10 protein-coding genes are annotated in these 14,392 nt (G+C 54.5%); 1 reads left to right on the forward strand and 9 read right to left on the reverse strand.

The features are described from left to right. Window position 1 precedes the first annotated feature (1 nt). The 9 genes from lpxK to ansB all read right to left on the reverse strand — a co-directional run bounded on the left by lpxK (window position 2) and on the right by ansB (window position 12,306). Window positions 2–982, reverse strand: a complete 981-nt coding sequence (gene lpxK / locus H5P17_RS04455; protein WP_182821500.1) for a tetraacyldisaccharide 4'-kinase — start codon at window positions 980–982, stop codon at window positions 2–4. Next, a complete protein-coding gene (gene msbA, locus H5P17_RS04460) occupies window positions 982–2,730 on the reverse strand; it encodes a lipid A ABC transporter ATP-binding protein/permease MsbA (RefSeq protein ID WP_182821501.1) in 1,749 nt (582 codons plus the stop codon). Before msbA ends, lpxK begins: the two co-directional genes overlap by 1 nt. Before the next feature lie 35 nt (window positions 2,731–2,765). Next, window positions 2,766–5,066: a ComEC family protein gene (locus tag H5P17_RS04465; RefSeq protein WP_370570026.1), complete on the reverse strand. Its 2,301-nt coding sequence runs from the start codon at window positions 5,064–5,066 to the stop codon at window positions 2,766–2,768. A 250-nt stretch (window positions 5,067–5,316) separates the two neighbouring features. After that, window positions 5,317–5,601 (reverse strand): integration host factor subunit beta, encoded by a 285-nt coding sequence (gene ihfB, locus H5P17_RS04470; protein ID WP_004942652.1) that lies wholly within the window; start codon window positions 5,599–5,601, stop codon window positions 5,317–5,319. A 63-nt stretch (window positions 5,602–5,664) separates the two neighbouring features. Continuing rightward, window positions 5,665–7,341: a 30S ribosomal protein S1 gene (gene rpsA, locus H5P17_RS04475; RefSeq protein ID WP_182821503.1), complete on the reverse strand. Its 1,677-nt coding sequence runs from the start codon at window positions 7,339–7,341 to the stop codon at window positions 5,665–5,667. A 181-nt stretch (window positions 7,342–7,522) separates the two neighbouring features. Continuing rightward, window positions 7,523–8,212, reverse strand: a complete 690-nt coding sequence (gene cmk / locus H5P17_RS04480) for a (d)CMP kinase (RefSeq protein WP_020826129.1) — start codon at window positions 8,210–8,212, stop codon at window positions 7,523–7,525. A 277-nt stretch (window positions 8,213–8,489) separates the two neighbouring features. Continuing rightward, window positions 8,490–9,776, reverse strand: a complete 1,287-nt coding sequence (gene aroA / locus H5P17_RS04485) for a 3-phosphoshikimate 1-carboxyvinyltransferase (RefSeq protein ID WP_182821505.1) — start codon at window positions 9,774–9,776, stop codon at window positions 8,490–8,492. A gap of 114 nt (window positions 9,777–9,890) precedes the next feature. Then, the gene (gene serC, locus H5P17_RS04490; protein WP_020826127.1) at window positions 9,891–10,976 is read right to left on the reverse strand and encodes a 3-phosphoserine/phosphohydroxythreonine transaminase; all 1,086 of its coding nucleotides are present in this window, start codon (window positions 10,974–10,976) and stop codon (window positions 9,891–9,893) included. A 283-nt stretch (window positions 10,977–11,259) separates the two neighbouring features. After that, a complete protein-coding gene (ansB, locus tag H5P17_RS04495; RefSeq protein ID WP_182821507.1) occupies window positions 11,260–12,306 on the reverse strand; it encodes an L-asparaginase 2 in 1,047 nt (348 codons plus the stop codon). Between the two features lie 148 nt (window positions 12,307–12,454). Here ansB and ycaO point away from each other — a divergent pair, with 148 nt between their 5' ends. After that, on the forward strand, window positions 12,455–14,218 hold the full coding sequence (gene ycaO / locus H5P17_RS04500) for a 30S ribosomal protein S12 methylthiotransferase accessory factor YcaO (protein ID WP_182821509.1): 1,764 nt from the start codon (window positions 12,455–12,457) through the stop codon (window positions 14,216–14,218). The last annotated feature ends 174 nt before the right edge of the window (window positions 14,219–14,392 follow it).

The following is a 14,392-nucleotide window of genomic DNA, read 5'->3' on the forward strand; positions in this document are numbered from 1 at the left end:
ATTATTGCTTCAGCAAGACTTCGATGTCTTGCAGCAGTTGCTCGGCCTGCTCGGGGGGAAGTACCGCATCAACCGGTAAATACCACCAGTTGGGCTGGGCAAAAGCCCGGCATTTGACCGCATCTTTTTCAGTCATCAACAGCGTTTGCCTTGGGGTTACCAGCGCCGCCAGCGGGTCATGTTGGTATTCCTGATGATCGGCAAACGCCACTTCTCTTTCAACGTCCACACCCAGTTTTTCCAACGTGGCGAAGAAGCGCGGCGGATGGCCAATACCGGCCATCGCCACCACATGCGGCAATTCAACCACGGGCCGGCGTTCGCCACTGGCAACGTTCACCGCTTCGCGTGCCTGCAACCGCATGGCAATTTCACCCGGTTGGGCCACGCCACCGTTGGTAATCAATGCATCAACGCTGTTCAAACGCGAAACGCGTTCTCGCATCGGGCCAGCAGGCAACCACCAACCGTTCCCGAAGCGGCGTACGCCGTCGATCACGACCAATTCAAAATCGCGTTGCAAGGCGTAATGCTGCAAACCGTCATCGGTAATCACGACATCAAGTCGGTGCTGCTTAAGCAGCGCCTGAACCGCTTCGGCACGGTTCGGTGAGATGGCGACTGGCGCGGCGGTACGTTGATAAATCAGGACCGGTTCATCCCCTGCCTGTTGGGTGGTGGTACTCGCATTGAGCAACAGAGGATAAGCCTCTGCTTTACCACCATAACCGCGAGAAACGACACCGACCCGGTAGCCACGCTGCTGCAACTGCTCCACCAGCCAGATCACCATCGGGGTTTTGCCATTGCCACCGGCGGTGAGATTTCCCACCACCACTACCGGTACCGGCGCGCGCCAGCTTTTACGCAGGCCGCAACGGTAGCTGAGCCGAATCAGGCCGCTGACCAGGCCATACAGCCAGGACAGCGGTAACAGCAGCAGATAAATCAGCGAGCTGCCTGACCAAATGCGCTCAATCATTATTGACCAAACTGCATGCGATGCAGTTGGGCGTAGGCCCCTTGCTTTTCGATCAAGACAGTATGCTCACCACGTTCAACGATACGGCCATCCTCAACCACCAGGATTTCATCGGCTTTCTCAATCGTCGACAGACGGTGCGCAATCACTAATGATGTACGGTTTTTCTGCAATTCATCCAACGCGGCTTGAATAGCACGCTCTGATTCAGTGTCCAGTGCTGAGGTGGCTTCATCGAGGATCAGAATAGGACAATCGCGCAACAAGGCACGGGCGATGGCGATACGCTGGCGCTGACCACCGGACAGCATTACGCCATTCTCCCCTATCACCGTATCCAGGCCATTTTCCATTTTCTCAATGAAATCCATGGCGTAGGCCATGCGCGCGGCCTTCTCTATCTCTTCGCGGGTATAGCGTTCTTCACGCGCGTAAGCGATGTTATTGGCGATAGTGTCATTGAACAAATGCACATTTTGCGAAACCAGGGCTACCTGATCGCGCAACGACGCAAGCGTATATTCGCGCAGATCGTGACCATCCATCAGGATCTCGCCTTCCTGAACGTCATAAAAACGGGTCAGCAGATTGGCGATGGTTGATTTGCCCGATCCGGAACGGCCCACCAACGCCACTGTTTTACCTTCTGAAATGCTCAGATTGATATCGCGCAGCGCTGGCGTTTCTTTGCCTGGGTAGTAGAAAGTGACATTGCGGAATTCGATGTCGCCTTTCGCGCGAGTCACTTCGCGGGTACCGGTGTCTTTTTCCTGCTCCATGTCCAGAATCGAGAACAGGGTCTGGCACGCGGCCATCCCACGTTGGAACTGAGCGTTGACGTTAGTCAGGGACTTCAACGGGCGCATCAGGGCGATCATCGAAGAGAACACTACGGTGATGGTACCGGCAGTCAGGGTAGCCATCACGCTTGGGAAGCTGGCGGCATACAGCACAAAGGCCAACGCCAACGAAGCGATCAACTGAATGATAGGGTCAGAAATGGATGAAGCAGACACCAGCTTCATGCCCTGTTGACGCATGCGGTTGCTGACCGAATTGAAGCGATCGGTTTCAACCTGCTGGCCGCCAAAAATCAGAACTTCCTTGTGGCCCTTCAGCATCTGCTCGGCGCTGGTAGTCACCTGTCCCATGGTGTTCTGCATATTTTTACTGATATTACGGAAGCGCTTGGAAACTATGCGGATCGCAATAGAGACAATCGGGGCCAGTACGATCAGGATCACCGAAAGCTGCCAGCTGTAATAGAACATCATGGTGAACAGCGCGATGATCGACGCCCCTTCACGCACCACGGTCACCAGCGCGCTGGACGAGGATGAAGCGACCTGCTCGGAATCATAAGTGATGCGAGACAGTAATGTACCGGTGGATTGCTGGTCAAAGAAAGACACCGGCATTCTCATCATGTGGCCAAACAGACGACGACGCATGTGCATCACCACCATGCCGGAGACCCATGAAATACAATAGCTGGAAACGAAGCCCGTCGCCCCGCGAACCACCATCAGACCAATAACGGCCAATGGCATCCACAGCAGGATACTGCTTTCCGTTTTCCCAAAACCGTCATCCAATAAAGGTTTAAGCAAAGACAGCATAAAGGCGTCGCTGGCTGCGTTCATTACCAACGCAATGGCGGCCACGATTAGCCCGGTCTTAAAAGGTGTGATCATCGGCCAGAGGCGACGGAAAGTCTGCCAGGTGGAGAGATCTTTATCATTCATCATGCAAATACCAGCATCGGAAGAAATAGCGGCCCATTTTACTCATTATCACCCTCTACGCCAAACCGCTGATGGTACCAACGGGGCATTATTTGTTCACGAAAGCCTTTAATTTGCCAATCGTTGTCGAAAAAAAGAACGGATAACTGACCGGAGCGCGATGTATCGCGCCATATGATGCCATTTTCCCGATATCTGGCGACGACTTTAACCGCCGGTAATCGCCATTTATTGTAACGCGAAGCTGAAGCAATTGCCGCCTTTGGCGCTACGGCACGCAAAAATGGCGGAGTAGATGAGGTTTTACTGCCATGATGGGGAACCTGTAATATCGTAGCGCCCAACAAATCTCGCTGATGCCGCACCAGCTGTGCTTCCGACCTTTTCTCTGCATCACCGGTCAGCAACAGGCTGTATTTGCCATCATCGATACGGATGACGCACGAGTCGTCATTTCCCGCTGTTTTTACTGCCTTCGGTGGCCACAGCACCTGGAACTGCAGCGATTGCCATTGCCAGCTTTCCCCCGCGACACAGGGTAAGTGGCCAGCGCCAAGCCGCGGACTCCTCACTGTCGCCAGCGGGAATGCCTGCTGCATATCCTCAAGACCACCAATATGGTCCAAATGATCGTGGCTGATGATGATTTGATCCACCGGCAGCCCACGCCAGTTAAGAAAGGGGACAATGTTACGCGTGGCCGCACTGCCCGTCCCCCAACGGGGTCCAGTATCGTACAATATCGCGCGGCCATTCTTTTCAACCACCATGGCCAAGCCATGACCAATATCGAGCATATCTACGCGCCAACGGTATGACGGAGCTTTCTCCCGCCACAGCACGCAGCACATCGCCAGCGTTACCAGTACCGAGACATAACGCAGCCACCAGTGAAAACGCCAGAAAATCACCATCAACCAGCCCACAATGCTGACAACCAGCGATGTCTCGCCAAGGTCAAGCCACCCCTCCTGCAGGTAATATAATGGGGTGAAAACCCAAGTTAGCGTGAGGTCCGCTGCCCACCACAACCCGGTACTCAACGGAGGGAAAATCCCCAGTACCACGGCGAGAAGGATCAGCGGAACCGTCACCAGGGAAACCAAGGGTACGGCCCAAAGATTGGCCGGTATTGAGGTCATGCTGAGACCAAGAAACAAGCCTGCTTGCATCGGCACCAGCAACAACGTGATGCCGAACTGAATATGCAACCAACGTAGCGGTGCCCAATACCACCCTACGCGGAACCGGGGGCTGAGAGGGACCCATTCAAACCAAAATATCAGGCATAACACCGCCGTTGCCGAGAGCCAAAAGCTGTCGGACAACACCGCCAGCGGATCGCAGATCAGTATCAAGCCGATACACCACAGCCAGACTTGCCATGAGGAACAATGAATACCCCGTATGCGCAACAGCATCCAGAGCGTCAGTGCCAGGCCTGTTCTTACCGCGGGTGGGTGCGCGCCCGCCAACCAGATATAACCTAACGCCCCGAGCCAACTGACAATCAGAGGGAAACGGTAACCAATTCGATGGGCAGGTAAACAAAACTGCATTGCCCGCAGCAAAGCCCAGATCAAAATGGCCACCATCGCCACGTGCAACCCTGAAATGGCCATAAGGTGAGCAATACCGGTTTTTAACATCAGTGAGCGCAGTGAAGGCTCCAGCGCTCCCCTTTCACCAAAGGCCAAAGCCAGTAAAACGGCCTGATAACGAACCGTGCCAATATTGTTTTCGGCATGGCGGATAATACGCTGTCGCCAGCTACAGGCGGGATCCAGGAGTGTGGCGCTCTTTACCTGCGCCGTCAGCGGTTGACGCTGCGACATCGCCCAACGTTGGCTGTCAAAACCCCCTTCATTTAAATTGCCGTGTATCGGCCGCAAGCGTAATTGCATCTGCCAGCGCTGCCCGGCGCACAAAGGTTGCTCCTTGGGTTGCCACAGTGTGGAAAAGGCAATAGATGGCACCAACCACCTGCCATTAATCTGTTCTATATGCATTACCGTCTGCTTGCGTGGCGTAGCCGCAAGCGCAATGCTGCTAACCTGGACCACGGCATGCACTACAGGCCCCTGGCTCAGGCGGTTGATTTGATCGACCAGGTTTCCGGCAGTGAATACCGCCCACAGAAAACCCAAAGCCCCCCATGCCATAAACCGACATAGGGTGCCCCTGCGCCACAGGTAACAACAAATGGGCAGAATGACGCATAGCACTATTCGTGCGTCAGGCAGGTGCGGCATAAAAAGCAGGGGCAGTGTGCCGCAGATAGTCGCGATTATCACCAAATCCAGCGAGGTCTTGATAGGCTTTCTCCCGGTCCGGAGCAGCTGTTCAAGCCGCCAGTATCACGGGATTGTTCACATCGAGGCCAGGTTCCACCAGCCATAATCAAACGACGTGCGAGGGGCGCCGCATAATAACGACGACCGTTACCTTCAGGGGCAACATGTTGCGATGAAGCAAGCAGGAAAGCGCAGAAACAACCTGTCAATCTCAGCGTTCAGGCCAAAAAAAACGGCGCCCTGGGGGCGCCGTTTTATATTTCAGTACAAGCAACAACTCTATGGAAGTCAGTGACTAACCATAGATATTGGCGCGGTCACGCAGCTCTTTACCTGGTTTGAAGTGAGGAACGTACTTGCCGTCCAACTCAACTTTATCACCAGTTTTCGGGTTGCGACCCACACGCGGAGCACGGTAGTGAAGAGAAAAACTGCCGAATCCGCGGATCTCAATGCGTTCACCATCGGCTAACGTAGCAGCCATATGTTCTAGCATCTCTTTCACTGCATCCTCAACGGCTTTCGCCGGTACATGAGATTGCTGGCCAGCAAGTCTTTCAATAAGTTCAGACTTGGTCATAGTTCCTCCAAGCTTTGCAGCTAAACTACCGTATCGGGGCGGTTAAAAAACCGCCCCCCGTCATTACTCGCCTTTAGCCGCTTTGAAAGCTTCAGCCATAGCGTTAGAGAAGTTGCTCTCTTCCTGTTTGTTGCTGTTAACAGTAGCGATTGCGTCTTTCTCGTCAGCTTCGTCCTTAGCACGTACGGACAGGCTTACTACGCGGTTCTTACGGTCAACGCCGGTGAATTTAGCTTCAACGTCGTCACCCACATTCAGAACCAGAGTTGCATCTTCAATGCGGTCGCGAGAGGCTTCAGATGCACGCAGGTAACCTTCTACGCCGCCTGCTAATTCAACTGTAGCACCTTTGGCGTCAACTGCAGTGACTTTACCAGTAACAATAGTACCTTTCTTGTTCATAGACAGGTAGTTATTGAACGGGTCTTCAGCCAGTTGCTTCACGCCCAGGGAGATACGCTCGCGCTCTGCGTCAACTTGCAGAACAACCGCTGCGATTTCGTCGCCTTTCTTGTATTCACGAACTGCTTCTTCGCCTGCAACGTTCCAGGAGATGTCAGACAGGTGAACCAGGCCGTCGATGCCGCCGTCCAGGCCGATGAAGATACCGAAGTCAGTGATAGACTTGATTTTACCTTCAACGCGGTCGCCCTTGTTGTGGGTTTCTGCAAACTGCTGCCATGGGTTGTTTTTGCACTGCTTCAGACCCAGGGAGATACGACGACGCTCTTCATCGATGTCCAGAACCATAACTTCCACTACATCGCCCACGTTAACAACTTTGGACGGATGGATGTTTTTGTTGGTCCAATCCATTTCAGAAACGTGTACCAGACCTTCAACGCCTTCTTCGATTTCTACGAAGCAGCCGTAATCAGTCAGGTTGGTAACACGACCAGTCAGCTTGGTGCCTTCTGGGTAACGTTTCGCGATAGCGACCCATGGATCTTCGCCCAGTTGCTTCAGGCCCAGGGAAACACGAGTACGCTCGCGGTCGAACTTCAGCACTTTAACAGTGATTTCGTCGCCAACGTTGACGATTTCGCTCGGATGCTTAACGCGTTTCCAAGCCATATCAGTGATGTGCAGCAGGCCGTCTACGCCGCCCAGATCAACGAATGCACCGTAGTCAGTGAGGTTCTTAACGATACCTTTAACTTCCATGCCTTCCTGCAGGTTTTCCAGCAGTTGATCACGTTCTGCGCTGTTCTCTGATTCGATAACCGCACGGCGAGAAACTACAACGTTGTTGCGTTTCTGGTCCAGCTTGATGACTTTGAACTCAAGCTCTTTGCCTTCCAGGTGCAGAGTGTCACGTACTGGACGCACGTCAACCAGGGAACCTGGCAGGAACGCACGAATACCGTTCAGCTCTACAGTGAAGCCACCCTTAACTTTGCCGTTGATAACACCGACGACAGTTTCAGCTTCTTCGTAAGCTTTTTCCAGCGTGATCCAAGCTTCGTGACGCTTAGCTTTCTCACGGGACAGCAGAGTTTCACCGAAGCCATCTTCAACAGCGTCCAGCGCAACATCAACTTCGTCGCCTACCTGGATTTCCAGCTCGCCCTGTGCGTTTTTGAATTGCTCAGCCGGGATGGCAGACTCAGATTTCAGACCGGCGTCAACCAGTACTACGTCTTTGTCGATAGCAACTACAACGCCACGAACGATGGAACCCGGACGGGTTTCGATTGTTTTCAGGGATTCTTCAAAGAGTTGAGCGAAAGATTCAGTCATGTTTAATCTTCAGGGTTCTATAGTTTAACGTCCATTTAGCATCCCGCCGAATGGGGTTGTTTCACATACCCCGCCATTGGCTCCATGCCGACAGGGTTTAGGTTACAGGGGTAAAATTTTACCCGATATAGTTCGATACTGCCATGACAAATATGACAAAAAGCCAATAACGCCGCCGCGCTTACTGCTGCGGCAACGCTAAAACTTCATGTGCATATGTCAGCGCACGCTGGATGACTTCGTCGATCGACATGCTGGTTGAATCCAGCACGAGGGCGTCGGAGGCCGGCACCAGTGGCGCAATAGGCCGATTACGGTCACGGTCGTCCCGTTCCTTTATCTCGGCTAAAAGACGTTCAAAGTTAACATTAAAGCCCTTTTCCTGCAACTGTAGCATGCGGCGGTGCGCGCGCTCTTCAGAACTGGCATCCAGGAAAATTTTTACCGGTGCATCGGGGAATACCACGGTGCCCATGTCGCGCCCATCGGCAATCAGACCCGGGGCCTCGCGGAATGCACGCTGGCGGCGCAACAAGGCTTCACGCACGCGCGGAAAAGCCGCTGCCTGCGAAGCGGTATTGCCGACGGTTTCAGTGCGGATCTCGTTGCTGACATCCTCACCCTCCAAAATCACCTGCAGTTTGCCACCTTCGGCAACAAAGCGAACATCGAGATGTGCGGCCAGGGGAACCAGCGCCTCCTCAGAAGTGATATCAACCTGATGATGCAGTGCCGCCAGTGCCAGTACGCGATAAATCGCACCGGAATCCAGCAAACGCCAACCAAGGGATTCGGCCAGCGCTTTACACAAAGTACCTTTGCCTGCGCCACTTGGTCCATCAACGGTTATCACCGGAGCTGTAGCCGTCATTTCTCTCTCCTTCAGGTAGAAAACCTCACAGGGACATAACCTGCCGTCAGCACAATGCGAAAGCATAATTAAAAGCGTCCCTGCCGCCTGCCCGGTCGGGGCAGTCACGGTGGCGCATTATACGCTGCCAAACGATTAACTGTTACCCTGGAACTGTCTGGTTGTTGAAAATAAGCGTATCTCCGCGCAAAAGTATAGTGGACGCCCCCAGCCTGCGGGCGTTAAAAACGATAAAGGCCCAATTAAGGGCCTTAAAAAAAAGCATCTGACTGTGGAATTATGCCAATTGACTGATACGCGCCAGCTGTTCGAAGTAATCCGGGAAGGTTTTCGCGGTACATTTCGGATCGAGAATGGTCACTGGGGTATCCGATAACGCCACCAGCGAGAAGCACATTGCCATACGGTGGTCATTATAGGTGCCGATATCGGCAAATTTCAGCTTAGCCGGCGGCACCACGTGAATGTAGTCTTCCCCTTCATCCACCTCAGCCCCCACTTTACGCAGCTCCGTCGCCATCGCCGCCAAGCGATCGGTCTCTTTTACCCGCCAGTTGTAGATATTGCGGATGGTGGTCGGGCCTTCGGCAAACAGAGCCGCGGTTGCAATGGTCATCGCCGCATCGGGAATATGGTTCATGTCCATGTCGATACCGCGTAGTTCACCGCGGCTGCATTCGATATAGTCATCGCCCCAGGTAATACGCGCACCCATTTTTTCCAGCACGTCGGCAAACTTGGTGTCGCCCTGAACGCTTTTTTTACCAATGCCGGTGACGCGCACAGTACCGCCTTTAATCGCCGCCGCCGCCAGGAAATAAGAAGCGGAAGAAGCGTCCCCTTCCACCAGATAATCACCCGGTGAACGGTAGGTTTGGCCACCGCTAATATGGAACACGCGATAGTTGTCGTGGCTGACTTCAACGCCGAAGGTGCGCATCAGATGCAGGGTAATATCAATGTACGGCTTGGAAACCAGCTCGCCCTTGATATGAATATGGGTGTCCTGTTCGGCCAGCGGTGCCGTCATCAGCAATGCGGTCAGAAACTGACTGGATACGCTGCCGTCCACGGTCACATCACCGCCCTGGAAACCACCGCGCAGGCGCAATGGCGGGTAATCGGTCTGCTCCAGATAATCAATCTGAGCGCCGCCCTGACGCAGGGCATCCACCAGATGACCGATTGGGCGCTCTTTCATACGCGGTTCGCCGGTCAACACCACATCATTGCTGCCCAGGCACAGCGCCGCCGCCAAGGGACGCATCGCGGTGCCTGCATTGCCGAGGAACAGCTCAAGCGGTTGACTGGCTACCAGCGGGCCGGCAACGCCTTCGACTTTACAGGTGGTGCGATCGTCTGACAGCTGGTAACTCACCCCTAACGCCTGTAACGCGTTCAGCATATGACGCACGTCATCGCTGTCCAGCAGGTTGGTCAGCGTTGTCGTTCCTTCCGCCAGCGCAGCCAGCAGCAGAGCACGGTTGGACACGCTCTTGGAGCCAGGTAAGTTGACGGTGCCATTGACCAAGGCAACCGGTTGTAACGTCAGGGAATCCACCATGTGAACAAAAATCTCCAAAATCTGATAAACGAAACGGCCCCGGGATAATGCCGGAGCCGCTTTAACGCAAAAGGACAACAGCGAAGGCTGCCTGCTCACGGCAGGCAACCGGGCTTAACCGTGACGACGTTCGAAGTCGACCATAAAGTCGGTTAATGTCTTCACGCCAGCCAATGGCATTGCATTGTAAATAGAAGCACGCATGCCGCCAACTACCCGGTGGCCTTTTAACGCCTGCAGGCCAATGGCCTCTGCTTCGCTGAGGAAGACTTTATCCAGCGCAGAATCTGCCAGTTGGAACGGCACGTTCATCCAGGAACGGTTGGCATGCGCCACCCGGCTGCGATAGAAGTCAGAGCTGTCGATGGTCGCATACAGCAATTCGGCCTTGGCCTGATTGCGTTTGTGCATCTCTACCAGGCCGCCCTGCTCTTTCAGCCATTTGAACACCAGACCGGACAGGTACCAGGCAAAGGTCGGCGGCGTGTTGAACATGGAATCGTTTTCGGCCAGCACGGTGTAATCGAGGATGGACGGGACTTCGCGACGGGCTTTGCCCAGCAGATCTTCACGTACAATCACCAGGGTCAGGCCGGCCGGCCCAATGTTTTTCTGTGCCCCGGCGTAAATCACGCCGAAACGGCTGACGTCCAGCGGCCCCGACAGAATGGTGGAGGAGTAATCGCCAATCACCACTTTATCGCCAAAGTCGGGTAGCTCATCGATAGCTACGCCATCGATGGTTTCATTCGGGCAATAGTGCACATAGGCCGCGTCATCGCTTAACTGCCACTCTTTCATCGGCTTGATGCCGAGCAGGCCGTCGACGTTGGTTTTCACGTCAATGGTGTTTGGCGAACAGTATTTTTGCGCTTCGGTGATGGCGCTGTGCGCCCAGTAACCGCCGTCGATATAGTCCGCGGTGGTTTTGTCACCCAGCAGGTTCAGCGGCAACGCGGCAAACTGCGCGCGAGCGCCACCGTGGCAGAACAGCACTTTATAATTGGAGGGGATCTTCAGCAGATCGCGCAGATCCTGCTCGGACTGCTGGGCAACTTCGATAAACTCTTTACTGCGATGGCTGATTTCCATCACCGAGGTACCGAGGCCGTGCCAGTTGCACAGCTCCTGTTCCGCACGACGCAACACTTCAACCGGCAGCATTGCCGGACCAGAGCTAAAATTATAAACCTGAGTCATTTCCCCTCACCACATTCACTATTCGCCAATGATACTGGCCTACCGAAATACGCCCGAAGTAACCCATCGGTTTTATCACTCACGCCCCCCGCCTGCAATGGTTATTCGCCCGACGCCGGGAAAGCCTTGAACGTGACGATAACAGGCTCTGCCAAATCACCGGTATTTTCTGCAATAAAACGCTGTGAAGGCGGCCAATTCAGTGGGTTAACACGGTTTTTTATGCTGTATTCAGCCAACATGGCTAGGGGGCGCGGCGGCCCCCGAAATGAAGAAAAGACACTCAGTATTGATTGAACATCTGCTGGATCTGTTTGGCGTCCTTGGTCTGCGTCAACGCCAGTTGAAGCAGGATCCGCGCCTTCTGCGGGTTCAGCGTGCCAGCAGCGACAAAGCCGAACTTCGCGTCATCCACTTCAGCGTCTTCGGTGGTGGAGCCAGTGGGCACTCTGGAAGAACGCACCACGGCGACACCGTTATGTGCGGCCGTCGCCAGCGTATCGAACACCGTTTTATACAGGTTGCCGTTACCGACCCCAGCGCTGACGATGCCTTGATACCCTTCGGCGATCAAAGCCTTCGCAGGAGCATCGGATGCATTGGCGTAATTGTAGATAATGCCCACCTTCGGCAACGCTGTCAGGCTGGACACGTCAAACGGAGTCTCGGTGGTGTGCTTGCGCTGCGGCGCACGCTGGTAATCAACCTTGCCGTTGTGGATGTAGCCAAGCGGGCCGAAATTGGCCGACTGGAAAGTCTGCACCGACGTAGTATTGGTTTTTGTCACATCGCGTGCATCCAACACGCTGTCGTTCATCGCCACCAACACTCCGCGTTTCGCCGATTGCGGATCCGCCGCCGTCACCACTGCGTTATACAGATTGAACGGACCATCAGCGCTCATCGCGGTTGCCGGGCGCATTGCCCCGACGATCACCACCGGTTTGTCGCATTTGACGGTGAGATCCAGAAAATAGGCGGTCTCCTCCAGCGTGTCGGTGCCGTGGGTAACGACAAAGCCGTCCGTTTTGGCGCAGTCGGCGTTGATTTTCTTCGCCAGCTTCAGCCACACCTCATCGTTCATGTCCTGCGACCCGATGTTCACCACCTGCTCGCCCTGAATGTTGGCGAGGTTTTTCAGTTCAGGTACGGCGTTCACCAGAGCGTCAACGCCCAACTTGCCCGCCGTGTAGTTGGATTTCGTCGCCGATTCGCCACCGCCGGCAATGGTGCCGCCGGTCGCCAACAAGGTAATGGTAGGCAAGGCCAGCGCAGAACCGCTCGCCCCCGCCAACAGTAGCGCCACGGCGCTGAGTTTCACTGATTTCATTGAGTTTCTCCATGATAGATAACCCGCTGAATTATGGCCCTTATCCCTAAAAAAACTGTGACTTTACCACCGCTTTAGGAATACATGGAGCTTGGGCGTAAAACCCCGTATCATTGCGCGTTTTTAGTACGCTCAAAAAGTGAAGACAATGACGCAAACTTTTATCCCTGGCAAAGACGCTGCGCTGGAAGACTCTATCGCCCGTTTCCAACAGAAATTAAGCGACCTGGGTTTTAATATCGAAGAGGCCTCCTGGCTGAACCCGGTTCCTCATGTATGGTCGGTTCATATCCGCGATCGCGATTGCCCGCTGTGCTTCACCAACGGCAAAGGCGCCAGCAAAAAAGCTGCGCTGGCCTCCGCTTTGGGCGAATACTTCGAGCGTCTCTCCACCAACTATTTCTTTGCCGATTTCTATCTGGGTAAACAGATTGCCGAAGGCGACTTCGTGCATTACCCGAACGAGAAATGGTTCCCGATCCCGGCAGATGACTCGCTGCCGGCCGGTATTCTCGATGAGCGTCTCCATGCTTTCTACAATCCGGATCAGGAAGTCAATGCGAGCGATCTGATCGATCTGCAGTCCGGTAATGGCGATCGTGGCATTTGCGCCCTGCCGTTCTCTCGCCAGTCTGACCAGCAGACCGTTTACATTCCGATGAACATCATCGGTAACCTGTACGTGTCCAACGGCATGTCCGCCGGTAATACCGCCAATGAAGCGCGTGTGCAAGGCCTGTCCGAAGTCTTCGAGCGTTATGTAAAAAACCGCATCATCGCAGAAGCGATCAGCCTGCCGGAGATCCCGGCCGAGGTACTGAACCGCTACCCTGGCGTGGTAGAAGCCATCGCCAAGCTTGAGGAAGAAGGCTTCCCGATCCTGTCTTACGACGCGTCGCTGGGCGGCAACTATCCGGTGATCTGCGTGGTGCTGTTCAACCCGGCTAACGGCACCTGTTTTGCTTCGTTCGGCGCTCACCCTGATTTCGGCGTGGCGCTTGAGCGTACCGTGACTGAACTGCTGCAAGGCCGTAGCCTGAAAGATCTGGACGTGTTCACCGCGCCGACCTTCGACGACGAAGAAGTGGCGGAGCACACTAACCTGGAAACCCACTTTATCGATTCCAGCGGTTTGATCTCCTGGGATATGTTCAAGCAGGATGCAGACTACCCGTTTGTCGACTGGAGCTTCAGCGGCAGCACGCAGGAAGAATTCGCGACGCTGATGAGCATCTTCGACAAAGAAGACGCTGAAGTGTACATCGCCGACTATGAGCACTTGGATGTGTACGCCTGTCGCATCATCGTGCCGGGCATGTCCGATATCTACCCGGCGGAAGACCTGCTGCTGGCCAACAACAGCATGGGGGCGCACCTGCGTGATACGCTGCTGGCGCTGCCGGGCAGCGAGTGGGAACCGCAGGAGTATCTGGCTCTGATTGAACGCATGGACGACGAAGGCCTGGACGACTTCACCCGCGTGCGCGAGCTGCTGGGGATTGCTTCCGGCAAAGACAACGCCTGGTCTACCCTGCGCATAGGCGAGTTGAAGTCGATGCTGGCGCTGGCCGGCGGCGATCTGGATCAGGCGCTGATCTGGGCCGAATGGACGCAGGACTTCAACTCCTCCGTTTTGAGCCCGGCGCGCAGCAACTACTACCGTTGTTTGCAAACCCTGTTGCTGCTGACGCAGGAGCCTGAACGCGATCCGGCGCAATACTACTCCGCCTTCGTGAAGATGTACGGTCAGGAAACGGTGGATGCAGCCTCTGCAGCCATCAGCGGTGAAGAACGCTTTAACGGCCTGTTCGCTGTCGATAGCGATCTGAAAGCCTTACCGGCACATCAGGCGCTGCTAGCGGCCTATGAAAAACTGCAGACCGCCAAGCGTCGCCATTGGGCGCAGGCATAATCTCAGTATCTGTGCGCCGGTGACCTTCTGCCGGCGCCACATCCTTGTCCCATAACAATATTAAAATTTTATTTTGGCGGTTAAATAACCTGTTTTCTGCTTTTATTTTTTCGCCTAATTACGCACTTAACGGCAAACAAGAGAAATAAAACAGCAGTTGTTACGGGTCGGTAA

Source organism: Serratia sp. OS31, from assembly GCF_014164835.1.
Classification (GTDB): domain Bacteria; phylum Pseudomonadota; class Gammaproteobacteria; order Enterobacterales; family Enterobacteriaceae; genus Serratia; species Serratia liquefaciens_A.